Genomic DNA, 18,914 nt, shown 5'->3' with positions numbered 1-18,914 from the left:
GTGGGGTAACGTCTAAACCCCTATCTGCTTCATTACAAAGCAGCATTCGCTTTTTCCGCACTTCCTCTACCTGCATCCCTATCGGCGGCCCTTACGGGCAGCTTCCCTACATTGTAGGAGAGATACAGGCTTACCTTGTTCCGCATAGATAACAATAGGTAGGTTAGGCTCTGTCTCATCCACCGGCAGCGCACTTATCCGTGTAATCCCACCATGGAAGGGATTATCTGGCTGCTTCCCATTTTGGGCTGGAGCCTGTCAGCATCTTTGGCTCGTTGGACGTTACGATGTTTACACGACAGTTCACGTATGTTAGCCATACTACCCAAGCCTAGCGCCCCGCCCACATTGATGCTCGCAGGCTCGCCCTCACCTCGCGGTTTTGGCTTCTCCGAATTACCGGAGGGCTACATTGTCGTGACAGCTTCACAAAAGACCGTTGCCAGTCTTCCATGTGTCACTAGGCTACCGCTAACGGAATAGCGGGTTTAATCTTTATTCAGTTAAACAATTATCTATGCGACTTCAAGTCGCACCCAGGGCGCGTCAAGGTGATGCAGCGCAATCAGCCTGTCCTGTACGTTCGTACCGGCGCCCATCATAAACGTGGAGCCGATCAACACACGAATTGAACCCTTCCGTACTTTGGCAAACAGCTTTGCCTTCTTCGCGTCTGAATTTGCTTCGTGGATGAACGCGATTTCGCTCGCAGGAATCCCTTTTGCAACCAATTTCTCCTTCAAATCCCCATAAACACTGAATGCGGTTTCTCCCATCTCGAATTCGCCCTGTTCGTTCTTTTGCATCACAATATTTTTCGGGGTGGATTGATCGCAGAAAACAAGCTGCGCCGCGCGGTCATCGGTTGATTCTTCCCATATTTCAAAGACCTTCCCAGCGCAGGCGCTTACCTTGTTTCCTTCCTCATCCGGCAGGGAAGGATCGTAGCATCTGACGTCAAGGGCGATTTTACGGCCATCGTTTGTCACAAGGAGCATATTATCCTGATCCGGCCGCACCATTTTTTTTCGTATCTTTTCTGTACGTTTCACGCAGGAGTCGATCAGTTTTTCACCCAGCGCGGATGGCGAAACCACGACGTTTTCCGGTTCCCCTCCGCGTATTTTCGGAACGGGGATTTGTATATCTTCCGCGGTCTTAATATCCGCAACGAGGGCAAACATATTACTGAGTTCTTCGATGTTGTAGTATGTAGAAAGCCTTGTTTTCAAGCGGAACCCCCGCCCTGACGGGGCAAGCTCCATTGTTGTCCTGACCTCCGCGAACACACTGACCCATGCGTCAAAGTAGGTAAGCCCCCGCGCTTCCAGTTCGTCGTATTGCAAATATCTTTGAAGCGTATACATCTCCGCTATTGTATTACTGATAGGTGTTCCAGTTGCAAAGACGATGCCACGGTTTCCGTTGATTGTGTTAAGATACCGGCATTTCATATACAGGTCGCTTGCACGTTTGGAATTTGCCTGTGAGACGCCTGCAACGTTGCGCATTTTGGTATTAAACATGAGATTTTTGAATTCCTGACTTTCGTCAACGATGAGCATATCCACGCCAAGTTCCTCAAAATCAAGGACATTATCCCGTGGAATGGTATTGAGCCGTTCAATACGTGCTTCGAGATTCTTCCGCATTCCCTCCATTCGTTTGATGCTCCAGTGCTCGTCATTCCGCTCCTTTGCTTCCGCTATGCCGTCTATGATCTCGTCAATTTCACTTTGGATATATTCTTCTTCCCATTTCTTTGACATGGGGATTTTAGCAAGCTGAGAATGTCCGATGATGACAGCATCGTATTCTCCGGTTGCGATCCGTGCGCAGAATTTACGCCGCCTTTCTTTTTCAAAATCTTTTGCCGTCACCACAAGGATATTCGCGGCGGGATACAGGCGCAGGTAATCGCCCGCCCATTGCATCAGGAGGTGGTTTGGCACACAGATCATCGCTTTATGGCATATCCCAAGGTATTTGCTTTCCTGAATCGCCGCGACGATCTCGAAGGTTTTCCCTGAACCAACGACATGGCCGATGAGAGTGTTACCGCCATACAGGATTCGCGCATCAACATTCCTTTGGTAATCGCGCATATTGATTTCGGGATTCATTCCGTGATAACGGATATACTTCCCGTCATACTCACGCGGAACGATATTATTCATAGTATCGTTATATTTCCGTACAAGACGTTCCCGACGTTCCGTGTCCTCAAAAATCCATTCCCTGAATTTCTCCTGCAGCTCGGCTTGTTTGGACTGCGCAGCTATCGTATCTTCGACGTTTAAAACATAACGGACTTTTCCCTCATCATCCTCAACCCTGTCCCGCACCTCGATCAGGCGCAGGTTCAGGGCGGCTTCCATGATTTCATAGGCGTTCTTGCGGTTTGTACCATAAATTTCTTTGGCAATCACGTTCAGATAAGGTTTTTTCCATATACGCCAACCGCCTGTGCGGGACGAATAGCCTACGCAAAGCCGTTCCCCTTCATCCTGAGTGAGATCGAGCATATCTACGATGAATTGCTTGTAATCACTTTCCGACACCCAAATACTGCCGATCTTCACGTCGATTTCTTCTGCGGGAATATCTTCCGGCTGCACCTGCAATAAAGCTTCGATGTTCTCTGTGTATTCAGGATTTCCGACTGCCGCTTCCTGAGCCTCCGCTAATTTCTTCCGCACATTGCCGGACAGGTATTCGTCCTTCAATAGCCAATCTTCCGAAAGAGGATCTTTGAAAATCTGGCCGCACAATTCAGAAATAATCTGCTGTTTATCTTTGGGGTACAAGGTTTCCATGTACGGTAAATCCACACGCCCGCGCTCCGCCATGCTTGCAAGCAGGGCGTCCTGCGCTGTCTGGACCGACGTTATCTCCTTTGGAGGGCGAATGGTACGTCTGGAAAAGAACGCCGCCTTTTCCTTAAAATGATCTTCCTCGTCCAGTACCTCAAGAGAACATAGCAGGGGATAATCCGTATCCCCACGGAACGCAAGGCTGTTTCCCCTGCTGTTGATTCTCCCATGTTTTTTTACAAAGCTGTCGTAAAGGTAATTGAGGTGTTGCTGCCCTTCCTTGATTTTTTCGTCGGAATGTCCGTTCATCTGTGCGTCGATCAATTCACGTACAACCTCGCGTATTTTGCACAATCCCCTGACGCGCGCTTCCGTGTTTGCGGAAAAATACATCCTGTGCATTTCAGAATCTTCGCGGTAATATATCTTGCCCTCAAACACTGTATAACAGAAATTCTTTACCGCAGGATCGGCGGGGATCGTGTCTTGCACCGTCTCTTTTTCCTGTTTGATCGGATCGGCAGGAACGATTTCGCCTTCGATGTACTGGATCGCTTGCTCAAGCTGTAATCCAAGGTCTGCGCCTTCGATTGGCAAACAGGCTGTATCTGTCTCCCTTCCATACATATTCTTCCAAAATGCTATTTTCCCAAGAACCATTTCAGGGTGGTCGGCAAAGTACGAATTGACAGGTATGCCATCCTCTGTTTTATCAAGATGTACCCAACCCGGCTCGATGGAGATACGCCGCTCCCGTTTCTGCAAAAACAGAATATCTATCGTGACCTCTGTTCCCGCATTCGCTTTAAAAGCGTTGTTCGGAAGCCGGATCGCGCCAAGAAGCTCCGCCTGCTCCGCAAGGTATTTACGCACGGACGGGTTTGCCTTGTCCATTGTCCCTTTTGAGGTCAGGAACGCTACCACCCCGCCAGGGCGAACCTTATCCAGCGCGTGGGCAAAAAAATAGTCGTGGATCAGGAAGTTTTCTTTTGCATATCTCTGATCCGTGACCTTGTATTCTCCGAAAGGGATGTTGCCGATAAACACATCGAAAAAATTATCCCCAAAGTCGGTATCCTCAAACCCACTTTGCCGGATATTCGCTTTTTGGTAAAGCTGCTTTGCGATCCGTGCTGTGAGACTATCGAGTTCAACGCCGTAAAACCTCGCCCGTTCAAGGCTTTCCGGCGCCGCTCCGAAGAAGTTTCCGATGCCGCAGGCAGGGTCGCATATGTTTCCTCCTTCCAGTCCCATATTTTCCAGCGCCTTATATACGGCGCGAATGACAACGGGCGTCGTGTAATGGGCGTTCAGCACAGACGCCCGTGCGCTGTGGTATTCTTCCGGGGATAATTCATCCTTTAGCCGTTCGTATTCTTTACTCCACTTCTTGTTATTTTCGTCGAACGCCTGCGGGATCGCGCCCCATCCGGTATACCCTGCAAGGATTTCCTGTTCCTCCGGCGTTGCCAGGCGGTTTTCGCTTTCAACCTCCCGCAGTATAAAGATTGCGTCCATGTTTTTTTCAAACCGCATTTTGGCCGTGGCTTCACCGTAATGCTCGTCCGTGATCCTGTAGTTGATCTTTTCCGGCTTTTGTTCCTTTTCGTCGGAAGGTGTCAGGTCGATCATCACCTGCGTAACCTCTCCGCCCTCTATCGGCGTCCATATAGGCTCCTGCTGATTATCCGGCGGGGACTGTTCAGGCTGCGGTTCTGGATTTATGAGATTTGACTCGTCCCCTTGCTGTTCTTCTTCAAGGCGGTTCCAGACAGTAAGCCCATTGCCAAGATAGCCGAATCCCAACTCGTACTTCTTTTCCGGCCGGATTGCTGCCGTTTCCTGTTGCTGTTGCTTTATGGCCTGCTCAAATTCTTCCTCGCTGATCTGCCCGTATTCTGCATCCGGCTTTGGCTCGTCCAGCCCAAGAAAATTCCGGGCGGCTTCTTCCGTCCGATATTCCGCAAGACGTGTATTGAGTATCATTTGATCCTGCGCCGCCAGTTCTGTAAATTGCTCCAAATACGGGACAATTTGACTGAAAATGGATTCCTGCGCTTCTATTTCTTCAGATGTAAGATTGTTCCTCAAATGCGAATCATTCAACATCTGTTCCGCATCTGAACGAAAAATTTCTGTCAGGCTTCCTTGCCCGTCTCCAAAGTTATACCGCGTTTCAAGCGGTTCTTCCTGCCCGTCTATTTCAAGCACCACACTAAACCTTGTTTTGAAATACGACCAGTTTACTCTCTCGCCGCGTTCTGCCGCGTCCTGTCTCGCCTTGATAATAAGGTGATCCAGTTCGCGGAACAGATACTCTGCTTCGGCTACGGACAGCTTTTCGCCATCCTCAAAAATAGGGTGTTCGCTCCAAACAATACGGACATACGGCGGTGCGGTCAGCTTCCCTTCTGCCAGAACCAAAGGGAATTTAACGATCTTGGTTTCCGGTTCCGGTTCTATTATTTTCTTCTCTTGCTCCGGCGCGGCAGGGATAACCGGCGTCCCATTTTCAAATTCGCTTATCTCAACATCCTCGCCGTCTCGCACGATTGTCGCGCGAACCGGCTCGTATCCCTGATCACTGATGTTTTTAAGCCATTGCTTCAAAAAGCTGTTAAGTTCCTTACGCAATCTCGGGATATATTTTCCTTCTTCCGGGTAGACGTCCTGTCGCAAGCCCAATCCGCTATTCTCAAACGACGCCGCTTCTACCGTTTTTGCTTTATGGTCAACGTACAGCTCCATGCGCGGATCATACATCACATCTCCGTTTTGCTCATAGGTGTGCGACAGCGAAATATGACCATCGCCGTCATTTTCAACGTGAAGCGGATCAAAGGCTACGCCCGCTCCATATTGCATATACCGGCTAGTCCCGTCCATAATAGCGGGAAATAGCTTTTGCATCTTACGATAATTCATGTGGGGCGCGTCCATCGGCAGCCTGCTTTTCGGTTTTATTGTTTTACCTGTTTGCACGTCTGTCTGATGATCGTATTCAGCAAAAAATGTATAGGTTTGCTGAAACACATATTGTTCAAGCCGCTGCCTGAACCCTTCTGATTCACCATACGCCTGCTGTAATTCCTTCTCACCGCTCATAGTCGCGGCGATGCGCTTCACCGCCGCCCCACATTCGTCTCTTGCAGCTTCCGCGTCCCTGAACCCCTCGCGGATTGCCATATATTTATCGTCAAACAGAATCTTGCTCACAAAGAGCGGCGAATATTCATCGAAAATATCATCCAGTTTTTCAGGAGATAGACTAGCGGCAGCAGGTTTTGTCCCTCGTGCTTCAATCCACTTCTGAAAAGAGATTGCCGTCTCCTGGTTGATTCCCATCGCTTCAAAATCAGGGGTGTCTTTAAGATCAAGCAGGTAATCATTACGCTCATCTTCTGCCAAACGGTTTTTAAGTTCAGCCAGGTCAATAAATATACCTTCATCCTTTGCGGACAGATGGCACTCTGCTCCAAATTCTGATATTTGAAATTCCGTCCCATTGAGATATACCATGCTGCCGGTTGACAGATTGTAACGGTTCAGTGCTTTCGCAAACTCAATGCTTTTTTCTTCTGTCATCGGTATTGTATGTTCAAAGGTGAGATATAAGTTACTCGCCCTCGTCCATTCTTCATAATCGGGGAGCAATGCTATTTCCGTTTCCGGCAAATACTTCCCTTCGGATATGAGACGCTGAATCCGTTTTGCGGCGGCAGGCCATTTTAGAAGTGTTTCAGCTTCCGGCTTATATTTGCGGATTTCAATCCCTTTGGAGTTGTACTCAATAAATCCGCTTGATCCGTCGCTGAAATCCCATGATTGGCCTGACCATCCATACTTTTCTTTGAGGTATTTCACATTGTTTTTTGTATTTTTTTCATGGATAAAATGGCTGTAAATATCATATTGCCGTATACCCGTTTTGGAGCTGCCGCGTAAAACTTCATCAATATCTTCTTGCGTAATTTTTACTTCCGGCTTCTTTCTGTTCTTTTCGTTGTTTCCGATAAGAGTTTCAAAATCCTGGCGTTCCATGATACGGACAAGCAACGGGATTTCCACGTCTCCAACCGTTACCTTTTCACCTGCAACCTCAAGCACCTTGAAAGCCCTGTCATCCTCAAGATAGACCTCATCGCCTGCCCGGTACTCAAAAGAACCGGAAATAGAAAAACCGGAGGATTTTTCTTCCTCCGGTTCTGCGCCGTCCTGCCTTATTCCTTCTTCATGGTGATCGTCGGAATCTCCTTGCTGTATACGATCTCCTTCAGCACCATTTCCTCCGCTTGGTGGTCGATCCCGTTCTGATACGCCACCATCTCCATGAAGTCCTCCGTCTCCGGCGGTTTGCTTAACGCGCGCAGGTCTTTCTTCACCCGCTCCTTCATGTCCTGCGCCCTGGTCTCCACTTCCCTGCAATGTTCGTAAAGGCTGTCCGTCACCTGCAAGGACAGGTATACCGCGCTCATCTGTTCCTTCAAGAATTTTTTTCTCATCAGGCCGTACTTCGTGAGCGGCAGAATGGTCTCCTTCACTTCGAGCAGGGGCTTCATTGTCCCGTCCGCTTCTTCCAGATAATTCAGTTCTATCATGATTTATGCTCCTTTCCGTTTTCCTTGCTTCCTTCTCGATTTCAACCAATACATCCCGCGCGATCCCGCAAGCCGCGATGCCTAAGTTGCTGATCGTTTGGAGGGTATCAAATTCGCCAATATGGTTAAATTCGATATGATCCACATCAAACCCGCAGCGCCTGAGCGCCATATACTCGGCCGTATCTTCGATACAATTCAGCAGTCGGAAAAATATCACCTCGTCGGGTTCTTTTCCGATCCAACTGCCGTCACGGATCGCCATAAACTGCTCATAGGTTTCTCCGATCCGTTCGGCAGCTAACGATTCAACCGCCGCATTGATCTCACCCTTCAAGGTCATAGTATCAGTATACTCCCTGTCATGTCCAATTTTGAGCATATCGAGGATATTTTTTTCATTTTCTTCGGTAATATTCCAATCGGACGGAAGCCGCTTATCGTTGTTCACCGTGTCCGAAACGTCGTAGACGTAATTGATTTCAAATTTTTCACCATCTGCCCGCAGTGTGCCGATCTGCTTTGCACCATCTTTAAGGCTGCGTCCAAACCGTTCCCATTGTGCTTTCGTGCCACAGGCGGTTACGTCCGGGTTTTGCTCGTAAATGATTATCTGGTTGAGAAAATTATGCTTGTATATCCGCGCTGCCGTATCGAGAAAATGCGCCCAGCGCGAACCGTCTTTTGTGATTGTGTCTATCGCTTCTCCGTACAATGCCATGATGTTCGTTGTTTCCATCACTTACCTCCGTCCTATATTAAATTTTCGATATATAAAAAAGCAGGCAACTTTCGTTTACCTGCTTTCGCATATATATTTTATTTACTTTAAGCGTTTTATTAAAACCGCTTTTGCATCCACTCGCATATGTAAAATGGCAAAAATCTGTACTTCCAGTGCTGTCTCGATAATTCGATAGAAAACAACATAATTCTTATAGTATTGCTTTCTTACACCCATCTTTGCCAAAACCTTATTGTCAATAAATTCATGCCGCGCGGGTGTTTCTCGCAAAGCCTCTGCACTATCAAGGATTCCTTGGACTATATCCCTTGAGGTTTCCGGTTCCTTTAAATCAAAATAAATATAATCGCCAATGCCACGAAGGTCTTTTCTTGCCGATTCAGTCAAACGAACCTTATAACCCATAGCGTTCTTTCATTTCTTCCGACACTTTATCCAAGCTGACCAGTTCGCCACGATCCGCTTCGGCAATACGGGCAAGCAGTAATTTTTCTAAATCTTTCTCGTTCTTTTCCCGTTCTTTCTTGTATTCCAATTCTTCTTTGCTCATTGCCATAACGTTCACCTCCCGTAAACATGAGAGTTCATACCTTTCTTCTTACCCATATTATACCAAAACCCATAAAAAAGTAAACTTAACTTTTTATATCTTATTGCTCAAACTATGTAAGGGCGGTAATCCGCCCTTACACCTTTCAAATCTTAGCTTTCGCAAAGCGCAATCCCCTGCATCACATATACCGCACAGGGGAGGGCAATTCCATTACCCCACATCTTATACTGTGCGCTGTCGCTCCCCTCTACTCCATCGCACCACCAATCGGGGAATCCCTGTTATGTGAAGCTTCACATAACAGGGAGTCAAGGGTACGGTAGGCGATACTGTAAGTTTCTGCCACAATCTCGCCCGCTCCATTCCACTTCGCCGCAGATCGAGGAATTGATACTTTGGGATCGGCAATTTGGGTGATTTCCTGCAAGACAATTCGGAAATCTTCTCCTTTGTTGCTGCTGAATGCTCCCGGCACGTTTTCCCATACGATGTATCTTGGATATTTCCCATGTGTTGCATACCTCATTTCTTTTATGATCCTGACTGCCTCCGCAAATAGGCCGGACCGCTCCCCTCCAATTCCCGCGCGTTTCCCTGCAATACTGAGATCCTGACACGGGCTGCCAAACGTAATAATATCCACGGGCTGAATAGCGGCGCCGTCGATCTCGCGAATATCCCCTAAGTGTTTCATGTTCGGAAAACGTTTTGATGTGACGGCAATGGGGAACTTCTCCACCTCGCTCGCCCATACGGGTGTAATCCCGCAAATAGCTCCTGCAAGGGGAAATCCCCCCGAACCGTCAAACAAACTGCCTAATTTCATGTGTTACCTCCTTTTGGGAGGCGGGAACCCTTTAAAACGTTACCTCACATGATTTTAGTTATATATCATCGGCAATGATTGGATTTTGCCGGATATACCTTATTCTTTCTTCATGACCTCGATATAACAGGTCATCCCGCGGCTGCGGAACGCCGCTGCGTATTCCTTCGCAATGCTCCTGCCCGCGACGTCATCCCCAAAGCAAAACGCAATGGTCGTGATCTCTGGATGATTCCTCGTGAAATAATAGATCGGCTCGATACGGAAACCGCCAACCGCAAGGTGATGTTTTCCATCCCATGCGATGCCTGCGCCTTTTTCTTCGCTCATTTTCTGTAACGCGCCAATAGGGTGCTCGAATACCTGAAGCAATTCGCTTTCCCCATTTGCCGGACAAGGCCATGCGACAAACTTATGGCTGCCGGGAATTTCAACGAATACAGGAGCTTTATCATCTTCGTCCGTTCCGCATACTATGGCATATTTCGCGGTGTCCTCGTCGTAGCCGACGAAAACGCAGGCTCCGTCCTGAGCTTCAAAAATATAATGGGAATCTGCCATATGCTCGATGATACCCGCGTCAATTCCGTTTCCCTGTAAAAATGGCGTTATTTTATCCCTGCTCTTGCTCATCCCCGGCAGAACAAATCCTTTGGGTTTCGTTCTTCTTGCCCGAATATTTTGAACGGCTTCAAATCGTTCGATCTGCTCCGGCCTCATTCTTGGCATCCCCATATCCTGCGGCGCGGTGTAGCTGTTCAGCTTTGCTTTGATACTTGCTTTTTCTTCCATTTGCAGGCACCTACCTTTCCAGTTCTTCTATCGCATGAGCCAGTTCATGCTCTTTCCATTCTCCCATAGAGCCAATTATCATCGCTTCTTCCTGTTCCTTGCTGATGCACCATGCTTCGTTACTATGATCCGCAGTCCTGCGGTTTAACTTAGGATCGCTTACAGACCGCTCGCTATGGTAATATCCGCTTTCTCCGCGTTTAATACCAATCAATTCGCCTGTACCCGGCAGGGTAGTAAAGCAGCATTCCGGCAGCGTTTCCTCCGGGTGGTCGATCATGTATTTGATACGCATGGGCTTTGCCACCTTCTCGATTTCCGGCGTATATCCCACGATATTGATGTCGTTGATCGTATCAAACGCTTGACAACGGATGTACGCAATATAATTCTCTGTTATGGTTTTAAATCCATATAACTCTGCTTCCGCGCCCGCAATGCGGATTTCAGGATAAAAAACGGCATATTCTTGTATTGCCTGCGCCCCCTTCAACATCGGCATATCCATGATACTATCAATCAAATCTTTTTCCTTTCCTTCCGGCAGCAAGATGTGTTTTTTTGTCCTCGCCAATATCGCTTCCGAATCATCTTTTGAGCAATGCCCCACCGCATCGAAAGCATAATATTCATATAGCTTTGATGTAATCTGCAAATATGTTAAATCCAGTTCGCCCACCAGGGGCGTTATTTCCAATTTCATAGGTCTCTCCTTTCTTTTCAATCAAAAAAGACTTGCAGACTGCAAGCCGTTATTGACTTTCATTAAGTTAACCAATACAATAAACATAGGGAATTTCCCTGAAAATTTAAAAACGCAGCAGGCTCGGGGTGTGCAACCACCCCGAAGCCCTGTATCAGGTGCCGAAGCCACCCTCAACAACCCCCACGGGGACACTGCGTTCAAGTATCATTATACAAGCGATTTGCTTGTTGTTCAATGACATTTTGACGCGCGAGGGTATTTGGCGTAAGCCAAGCACCCCGCGCGTTTTTATATTCCACGGGAAATTCCCAACCATTAAAAACAAGGTGGTTGGGAATTTTGGGAAGAATAAGCCACAAAAATATATTGTTGTACGGTCACGGTTTCTACGATCACAGTAGTAAACGTGACCCCATTTCCATCAAAGACATCTTTGGAGAAATATCCCGTCTGCGCAATGAATTTACATCCGCACAAAACACGATTGACAACTATGTCAATCTCATTTTGTATGGCGCGAATTCCGGGTGGAGGGGTGCGGCTAGATCATCAGGCAAGACGTATTGCAACAAATATCTGGAGCATAATAAATCCATCATGATTGTTCCCGATGACAACGGTGAGTCGAAGGGCAAGGGACAAGACGCTATCCTCTCCGATTTGTTGATCCTATCCGCAGCGGACCATTATTTCAAAAAAGCATGGGAAAGCTACGCAGGTTTTCTTGAAAAAAATCTTCCTGCTTATTTCGACCTTCCGGCCGCAGACAAATACCGTCATGAATTGATCGGCGTGGCGGGGGAAAAAGCCGCGAACAATTTGTTTCTGCAAATGTGGCACGGGTTTTACAGGCAATCGTTCCTGGAAGTTTTTCACGAGGGCTTTACGAGCGTTCTTCTCGATTTAGCCCTTGACATCGACTACGAAGCAGACAAGATCGTTTGGCAGATTCTTCTTGAAAACTTTAATCAATAACTGCCGTTACAACATACTTTTGCGGGGCGTGTCCTGAATAGTAAAACGGATAGCAGGTCACAAGGACAATCGAACTTTCATCTGTGGCATAAAACCGCAGGTCTGAATCACTTTCCAATATTTCAACCGCCTTGACCTCATACGTGTACTGCTCTCCGCTTACGTTTTCAAAAACAAGCTGTTCCCCAATTTCAACATCTTTCAGGATACGGAATTGTGTATTTCGGTGTCCCATCAGGACGCACGGCCCACCATCCGGCGGCAGGGATGAATTATTAAGCCAACCGATGCTGTTTTTTAAGGTCTGCGCCGACACGTTATCACGGACAGCAAACGCTTTGTCCCGGATATGAAGTATGCCGACCACATCCTGATTCGATTGACCGGATGCGCGGGAGCCGTTGATTTCGGGCTGTGCCGCTTCACCGCCCTGTACGACTTCAATTTCTCCCTGTCCTATAGCGACGGTTGACCCCATTTTTGTGAAGCTGTGCGACCCTTCCGGTTGTTCAATGTCTATGTGCTGATCGCCGCCGCATATGGCAATGAAAATCAGCCAGATGGCAAAGACGAGTACACTGATAATTATGATGCCTCTTAAAATAGTTTTCATGGTAACTCTCATTTCTCAAACGCTCTGCAAAAGGCAGGAATAATTCCTGCCTTTTGTATTACTTCTCATTGTCCTCGATCTTAATTTCCCGTGCCTTTTTCCTTCTGCGTATCATGAGCGTTACAAAGAACGTTGTTCCAGAGCCGAGCAGAATCAACGCAATAAGACCTGCGTATTGATCCGTATCCAGTCCAAGCTTCACAAAGGGCGCGTTTTCTATCCTGAGTTCAAGCGGCGTATCATATGCCGTTTCCTTCGTCACAGTGAACGCCACCGGCGCGGCAGGAAAGTAGTTTTCCGGGACAACGGATTCCTCCAGCCAAAAATCTGCAAACGGCAGTTCCGTTATCAGCACCGTTCCATCCTCCCCAACCATCGCCGCGGTTTCTGTCCCGGCAGGATCATATCGGTATAATCCCTCGCCAACCTTTGTAAGCGGCAGGGCGTTTTGCAGGAAACCGGACATCTTGACCGTAAAGCCTGCCCCTGTGAGCGGTTCGCCGTTTTCATCCACCTTATTGACCTTCACGGCTGTCGGTTGGTTGGAGATGCGTATTTCGACAATCTGATGTGCGTCGTCGATCACAAACGGATACTCGCGCTCTGTCAGGATAAAACCGTCCTTTGTTTCCTTTTCCCGCAGCACATAGTTTGCATAAGGGAGCATTCCGCTTTCCCCATATCCTTGCTCGTCCGTATCAAAAATACTGACCACATTTCCGTCTTTGTCTGCAACCTCAAATACAATCCCTTGCAGTTTACGGTTTGTGTCCGCAACGTCGCTCTTTATAACCGATACCTTCCCGCGGTACATCGTATTCAGCAACGGTTCCTGCACCAAGGAATCGTCTGTAAAATCTCCGCTCGACTGGTCTGTAGCACAAACGTTAACAGGATATGTCGCATCGAGGATTTCATACTGCGAATTTACCGCTTTGAGTTCCTTCAAATAGAACCCCGCAAGCGGAATATCCGCGTTCGTTTCGGCAAAACCATTCGCATCCGTTTCAAGAATATCTACAAGCCCGTCTTTCGGTATGATCTCCTGTATTTCTTCCGCGGCGTACAGGCCGAATACAAATCCTTTGCCTGCCCCCTTGTAGAACAATCCTCCGCTAAACTGCTCCGCACGCTTCTTTAGCTGCACATGGCCTTTCTGCCTTTGGTTTTCAAGTTCAAGGGTTTCGCTTGTGATCGGCGTCACCTGGTCGGCATAAGATAAAATGACCTCATGCGGCGTCTGATCCAGTACAAAATCCCCTTCTACGGATTCCTCTACTACAAGATATTTTCCGAGATATAGCGGAACACTTTCGCCGGTTCCGTTTTCTACAGTGATTTCATCGACCTTTTCCCCTTCTTCGTAGTAGACCGTCCCGTCAGGCGTTCCGATGTTTTCCGCAGCATATACGCTGAATACCGCGTTAAGCCCTTCGTCGCTGAATTGGGGAATATATTTTGTGCCGTATTCGGTTTCTTCCGTTTCCGCGCCGGTCAGCACTTCGCCATGCTTTTCAATGGATATTTTTCCTTTGGCTACCTCATTTGCGAACTCTACCGTGATAACGCGGTTGACCGCCTGATCCTCGGAAACCGTGAAAGGCAGCGGCGTACCGTTGAGCAGGTAGGGTTCCCCCGCTTCCACCTCGTACAGCGTATAATCTCCTTCGGATAACGTCCCCGGCAGGTACAGCGTGCCGGATTCATCTGTTGTAAATTCGCTGATCGTATGCGGCTGTGGGTAGAGCATTTCAAACGACACGTCATTTCCTTTGCCGTCCTCGATACGGAATGTATTACCCGCAACCGGAATACGTTTTCCCGTAACGGAATCCACCTTTACGATCTGGAGCATCAGTTCGATTGCCTTATCCTCCAGTATGTAGGAATATGTCTTGGCATTCTCCGAAACAAATACGTCGAACGGCTCAACCTTCAGGTAGCCCTCGTTGGCGCTCGTGGATTTTTCTGAAACGGTATATGTGCCGTATGGAAGCAATGGGGACTTTGCCTTGCCGTCCGCGTCCGTTTTCATTGTTGCGTAAAGTGCTCCACTGGATTTCAGCCTGATCTCAAACTCCACATTCGCAAGCGGCGGTTTCATGTCGGGATCGGGATCCGCGCCGCCCGTAAGTTCATGCGAACCGAATTTCACGATACTGATGTACCCTTTCTTTACCTGATCCGTCACAACGACGTCCTTGATTTCTGCTGCCATATCCGCATCGGTTAGCGTAACGGTAACAGGGTTTGGATTAAGGATGTACCCTTCCGGCGCGGGGGACTTTTCATACACCATATATGTCCCAAGCGGTAACTCCTTTGATGTGGCCGACTGGCTGCCTGCCGCGGATAATGTATCAACTACTTTCCCCCCTGAATCCCGTATTTCAAAGCGGGCGTTATACAGGGACGCATCGCCCTGCGGTGTACCGCCTGTTTCCGCATCGTGCTTGCTTACCCGTATTTTGGCGAACGCAGGCGTTGAGAAGCTGAACGTTCCCGATCCCGCCGGATGATAACCGCCGCTGCTGATCGAAATGAGGTTCTGCGTCGCTGAATCACCTGTTACATACAGGAAGATATTCGGCGTGATCCGGTTGTCTATTCCGTTCGCGGATAAGCTGATGCTCTTATTCCCGTTGCCGGATGCGGGAACCTTGATTGTCAGGCGGTCTCCGTCCCGCCCTGTAAATCCCTCGACTATTGTTCCGGCAGGAAGTGAATCGCGGTTTAAGGTATATCCTCCGTTGCAGTTCACAAGGGATACTGACGTTTGCCCGATGAAATACCCGTTTTGGTATGCCATTTCAAGGGATGCGGGCGAAAAGTTCACCTTATGCTGCATCAGTTCGAGGTTTCTTGCGTGTTCCAGCAATTCATCGGCCCAGTCAAGGACCGCTTCGCATCCTGCCGCCGCCCTGAGATTGCCCGGATTGTCCCGCCTGTTCGTAAATCCCCAAAAATCTGGATCGCCCTGTTCGGACAGCCAAAACCGGATGGCGTTCGCGGTGGCGTATCGTGCTTCGTCATCGTTCAGATTATCCGGCTTGTCGCATGGGTATCCATATTCAAGGATGATCTGTAAACCAACAAGCGTCCGCGTGTCATACCAATCTGCAAGATCGGCTTCTTCAAAGTCGATCCCACTATGCGGCGATGACATTTTGTGTTGCAGGCAGTACGCGATCTCACCTGTTTCTACAATGTAATGGCGGGGTGTTTTCAGTCCTACCCAATCGCCGCTTCCATTGAGGTATTCAAAATATCTCGGCGTTGCGTCATCTGGATCAGATTCTATCGTAACTCGGTCCATTGCCGATGCTGTAAGTGGTATGAGCATCGACATCAGGACGATGGCCGCCAAAACCAGTGCATATATTCTTTTCTCTATCATATGTTCCTCCTACAAATAAAAAACGCCCTGTATTTCAGGCGTTTAGAGTTCCTGTTCTTCTGTTTCCAGACCTGGCGGCGGTTCGACTGCGGCTTCCTTGCCAATATCCCAGCCATATACCTTTCCTATTTTGTCACCTATCCGTTCCGTAAGCCATGCGATTTCATTTGTACAATCCTTTCCCATATATATATCACTGAGCAAGAATTTATACTGATCTTCGGTTATACTATCCTTAACTGCACGGTAAAGATAATGGTTCGTACCGTCATGATGGTACGCGTCGCAGCGGAAATCTCCTTTGCTGTCCACATACCATTCGCACATATCGCTTTCATCGCTCAGGCAATCTTTGATATTTCCACTTTCGATCTCCTTGTATCCCTGGTGCCGCCCATTCCATAGCCCCAAATCCGCTATGACGAGAATACTGGTGTTGAGATTGATATTCAAATTCATGCGCTCATAGTCAAGGTATTCTCGGTTGCTTTCATACATGATTTGCATTCGCTCGTCGTCGCTCAAATCTGGATATTGTTCTTCTAAATCTGCCTTCCAATCCCTTTCATAATCCAGATTAACGTTGCTCCATATGATATACCGTTTTTCTGGATCGTCCTGCACTTGTACAGCTTCCGGCATACTATCCCACCTCCTTTAGAAAACATTCATTTTCTCTTTAGAATCATCTCTCCGATACTGTAAATTCGTTTTCATGATCTGGTTCCTTATGGAATGCGCGAATTTTTCCGTTGCCGTCATAGATCGGCGTATAGAGATTATCTGTCCGAAGATACATTCCATCCATTCCCGCCCCTCCGATATATCTTCCTTGTTCGTCTATTTCTTCGTCAAGTAAAACGGTTCCATCTTCAAGCAGATACCCCGGTATGATACATCTGTTCAAATATCCATAGGATATTTCCCACGATACTACCTTTAAATCTTTTGCCATTTGAATAATCCTCCGTATATCCAGACACTAAAAAACGCCTGATATTTCAGGCGTTTCTATAAGTCTTAGCTGTTATCCGACTTCTACGATAGTATATCTTTTTCCATCATACTTTACCGACGCAACATATACTGTGCTGTAATCTCCCTGTCCGATCTCGGACGCGTGGGTTGCTGAGAATACCCCCATAGCTTTTCCTCCGTCGTTCGATTTTGATACCGACCTTCGACTGCTTGCACCCCATATGCTGCCTGCACGCGCCATTTCCTGGACCTCTCCTTCAAGACCGCCGCTGCCACCGTATTCAAGCGGCGCCATGCCGTACATTTCGCGCACTTCATTGACTCCACTGCAAACCGCTTGTCCGTAAGAACTCCCTGACCATTCCATTTCCGGTTCTGGTTCGGGTGTCGGTTCCGGCGTTGGTAGGGGTGTTGGTTCAGGAGTATGAGCAGGCGTTGAAGCAGGTTCGGGTTCAGGGACTGATGCTGCCTGTGGTGTATTCCCACCTTCTGCCGATGCGCTGCCTGATCTTTGCGGTTTTTCCGATCCGGTTTCCTTTTTACTTCCGTTTCCCGACTTGCCGCCAACATCGCTTTCACTGGAAGCAGACGCGTTTGGCAAAGCACCCGTGCTTGCCACCGGCGCGGTACTCACCGCTGCACTTGGAGATGCCGAAGCTGACGGAATAGCGCTTACTTCTGCGCTCGCCGTTGCCGTTGGTTCTTCCGGCTTCTGTTCGACCTTATTGTTTCCGCAGGCCGCAAATGTGACCATCGCCCCCGCCGCCATGACCATCGCCAATATTCTGTTCGTATGCTTTTTCATAAAACATAGCCTCCTTATTCTTGATACTCTCATACTAAGGCGGCTGTATTTCATTTGTCTAATTTTGAGCTTCACAAATTTGATAAATTCCATGTTGAAATTGTGAGCAGGACAGTCAGGACGATCATGAAAATCCCTAAATTCCGGTATCTTTTGACGCCGCATTTCTTAAACCGCAGCAACAACAGGCATGACGCGACGATCCCTAGCAGGATCATTAAAAGTTGCATTCCCATTATTTTATCCCTTTCATCCTAAGAAAAGAAATGCCGCCACGGTAAGCAAGACAGCTTCTACCGCTAAAATCACTCCAAGATTACGGCAATTCTTTGCCCTTGTTTTCCGGTACAGCCAAAATTCATGGATCGAAAAGACTGTATTCAATGTAACCATAGCTACGTTCGCAGCCAATAATATTGTGTGTATCATATTTCCACTTCCTTCCTGAAATAAAAAATGCGCTTGCTTCTGCAAACGCTTCCCTCACCGGACGAGCTTCATATCGTCCCGTTGATGTTCCTTTTTCCACCCTTCCAGTAAATTTATAATGACCTCCTGCATCTGTTTTGGGGTATAGTCCTTTGGAAAATACTTCTGCAACGTCTGTCCTTTGAGCGTCACCTTCATATCCAACGGCTGCTCCGTTCGCATGATCGCTTCTATTGCACTTTCCGTCAAGGTTCCTTCCTTGCTCATCTGCTTGATCAGAGCCGATTGCTTGGTTGTCAAACCGCCATATTTCTCTAGTGCGCATCCCACCCATATCTGTTCTTCGTTTTTCAAGTATGATATGTCAACCGCGGGCGTAAAAAGAAGCTCTTTGTAATCCACCTTATCCAAAAGCGGTTCTATAAGGTAGGTGAGACGGATGTATTGCTGCACTTCGCTCTCTTTTACCTTTGCATCTGAAGCAACGATCTGTCGTGATGTTAACTTCTGTTGGTTTCCAACAGAAGTTAAATCATTACGTTCTCCTTGATGGTTAAGAGCTTCCAATTTCATCCTGTATGCAAAAGCCTTTTCACTGAACAACAGGTGTGTGCGCTGTCCTAAGTTGGTGTCAACCATGATGATTGTCGCTGTATCATCGTCCATAGGTTCAACAATGGCGGG

13 protein-coding genes and 1 pseudogene are annotated in these 18,914 nt (G+C 47.8%); 1 reads left to right on the top strand and 13 read right to left on the bottom strand.

Features of this window, described 5'->3' with window-relative positions; translation table 11 throughout:
• Positions 1–515: 515 nt before the first annotated feature.
• From CHK_RS15430 to CHK_RS15425, 6 genes and pseudogenes are all read right to left on the bottom strand, one after another.
• Positions 516–8,150 (bottom strand): LPD25 domain-containing protein, encoded by a 7,635-nt coding sequence (locus tag CHK_RS15430; protein ID WP_052740094.1) that lies wholly within the window; start codon positions 8,148–8,150, stop codon positions 516–518.
• 84 nt (positions 8,151–8,234) lie between these two features.
• Positions 8,235–8,543: a type II toxin-antitoxin system RelE/ParE family toxin gene (locus CHK_RS00785; RefSeq protein WP_160295559.1), complete on the bottom strand. Its 309-nt coding sequence runs from the start codon at positions 8,541–8,543 to the stop codon at positions 8,235–8,237.
• Between the two features lie 7 nt (positions 8,544–8,550).
• Positions 8,551–8,712 (bottom strand): hypothetical protein, encoded by a 162-nt coding sequence (locus tag CHK_RS16450; protein ID WP_156511796.1) that lies wholly within the window; start codon positions 8,710–8,712, stop codon positions 8,551–8,553.
• Positions 8,713–9,013: 301 nt separating this feature from the next.
• Positions 9,014–9,535 (bottom strand): annotated as a pseudogene (locus CHK_RS00780) (DNA cytosine methyltransferase); the annotation flags it as partial.
• 99 nt (positions 9,536–9,634) lie between these two features.
• A complete protein-coding gene (locus tag CHK_RS00775; RefSeq protein WP_046442034.1) occupies positions 9,635–10,327 on the bottom strand; it encodes a hypothetical protein in 693 nt (230 codons plus the stop codon).
• Positions 10,328–10,337: 10 nt separating this feature from the next.
• The gene (locus tag CHK_RS15425; RefSeq protein WP_052740090.1) at positions 10,338–11,030 is read right to left on the bottom strand and encodes a hypothetical protein; all 693 of its coding nucleotides are present in this window, start codon (positions 11,028–11,030) and stop codon (positions 10,338–10,340) included.
• A gap of 342 nt (positions 11,031–11,372) precedes the next feature.
• On the opposite strand from CHK_RS15425, the gene CHK_RS00765 reads away from it, so the two are divergent.
• On the top strand, positions 11,373–12,008 hold the full coding sequence (locus tag CHK_RS00765) for a hypothetical protein (protein ID WP_046442032.1): 636 nt from the start codon (positions 11,373–11,375) through the stop codon (positions 12,006–12,008).
• Here the strand turns inward: CHK_RS00765 and CHK_RS15420 are convergent.
• The 7 genes from CHK_RS15420 to CHK_RS16445 form a co-directional block, all read right to left on the bottom strand.
• Complete coding sequence (locus CHK_RS15420; RefSeq protein ID WP_052740088.1) at positions 11,998–12,621, bottom strand: class D sortase; 624 nt, start codon at positions 12,619–12,621, stop codon at positions 11,998–12,000. The genes CHK_RS00765 and CHK_RS15420 overlap by 11 nt on opposite strands.
• 58 nt (positions 12,622–12,679) lie before the next feature.
• The gene (locus CHK_RS00755) at positions 12,680–16,018 is read right to left on the bottom strand and encodes a SpaA isopeptide-forming pilin-related protein (protein WP_046442031.1); all 3,339 of its coding nucleotides are present in this window, start codon (positions 16,016–16,018) and stop codon (positions 12,680–12,682) included.
• Between the two features lie 42 nt (positions 16,019–16,060).
• Positions 16,061–16,660 (bottom strand): hypothetical protein, encoded by a 600-nt coding sequence (locus CHK_RS00750; RefSeq protein ID WP_046442029.1) that lies wholly within the window; start codon positions 16,658–16,660, stop codon positions 16,061–16,063.
• Positions 16,661–16,703: 43 nt separating this feature from the next.
• On the bottom strand, positions 16,704–16,973 hold the full coding sequence (locus CHK_RS00745) for a hypothetical protein (protein ID WP_052740085.1): 270 nt from the start codon (positions 16,971–16,973) through the stop codon (positions 16,704–16,706).
• 72 nt (positions 16,974–17,045) lie between these two features.
• Positions 17,046–17,801 carry a hypothetical protein gene (locus tag CHK_RS00740; RefSeq protein WP_046442027.1) on the bottom strand — a complete coding sequence of 252 codons (756 nt, stop codon included), beginning with the start codon at positions 17,799–17,801 and terminating at the stop codon, positions 17,046–17,048.
• 249 nt (positions 17,802–18,050) lie between these two features.
• Positions 18,051–18,230 carry a hypothetical protein gene (locus CHK_RS00735; RefSeq protein WP_046442025.1) on the bottom strand — a complete coding sequence of 60 codons (180 nt, stop codon included), beginning with the start codon at positions 18,228–18,230 and terminating at the stop codon, positions 18,051–18,053.
• Positions 18,231–18,284: 54 nt separating this feature from the next.
• Positions 18,285–18,914 (bottom strand): ParB N-terminal domain-containing protein (locus tag CHK_RS16445; RefSeq protein ID WP_046442024.1); only part of this gene is annotated, 630 nt, incomplete at its 5' end.

The organism is Christensenella hongkongensis (assembly GCF_000981035.1).
Classification (GTDB): Bacteria; Bacillota; Clostridia; order Christensenellales; family Christensenellaceae; genus Christensenella; species Christensenella hongkongensis.
This window is presented reverse-complemented; position numbering and strand designations above follow the sequence as displayed.

What these genes read in the sequence shown, in the direction of transcription:
- CHK_RS00750 (WP_046442029.1), bottom strand. Translation starts at nt 16,660, where the DNA reads ATGCCGGAAGCTGTACAAGTGCAGGACGATCCAGAAAAACGGTATATC.
- CHK_RS00745 (WP_052740085.1), bottom strand. Translation starts at nt 16,973, where the DNA reads ATGGCAAAAGATTTAAAGGTAGTATCGTGGGAAATATCCTATGGATAT.
- CHK_RS00775 (WP_046442034.1), bottom strand. Translation starts at nt 10,327, where the DNA reads ATGGAAGAAAAAGCAAGTATCAAAGCAAAGCTGAACAGCTACACCGCG.
- CHK_RS00735 (WP_046442025.1), bottom strand. Translation starts at nt 18,230, where the DNA reads ATGATACACACAATATTATTGGCTGCGAACGTAGCTATGGTTACATTG.
- CHK_RS15420 (WP_052740088.1), bottom strand. Translation starts at nt 12,621, where the DNA reads ATGAAAACTATTTTAAGAGGCATCATAATTATCAGTGTACTCGTCTTT.
- CHK_RS15425 (WP_052740090.1), bottom strand. Translation starts at nt 11,030, where the DNA reads ATGAAATTGGAAATAACGCCCCTGGTGGGCGAACTGGATTTAACATAT.
- CHK_RS00755 (WP_046442031.1), bottom strand. Translation starts at nt 16,018, where the DNA reads ATGATAGAGAAAAGAATATATGCACTGGTTTTGGCGGCCATCGTCCTG.
- CHK_RS16450 (WP_156511796.1), bottom strand. Translation starts at nt 8,712, where the DNA reads ATGGCAATGAGCAAAGAAGAATTGGAATACAAGAAAGAACGGGAAAAG.
- CHK_RS00740 (WP_046442027.1), bottom strand. Translation starts at nt 17,801, where the DNA reads ATGAAAAAGCATACGAACAGAATATTGGCGATGGTCATGGCGGCGGGG.
- CHK_RS15430 (WP_052740094.1), bottom strand. Translation starts at nt 8,150, where the DNA reads ATGGAAACAACGAACATCATGGCATTGTACGGAGAAGCGATAGACACA.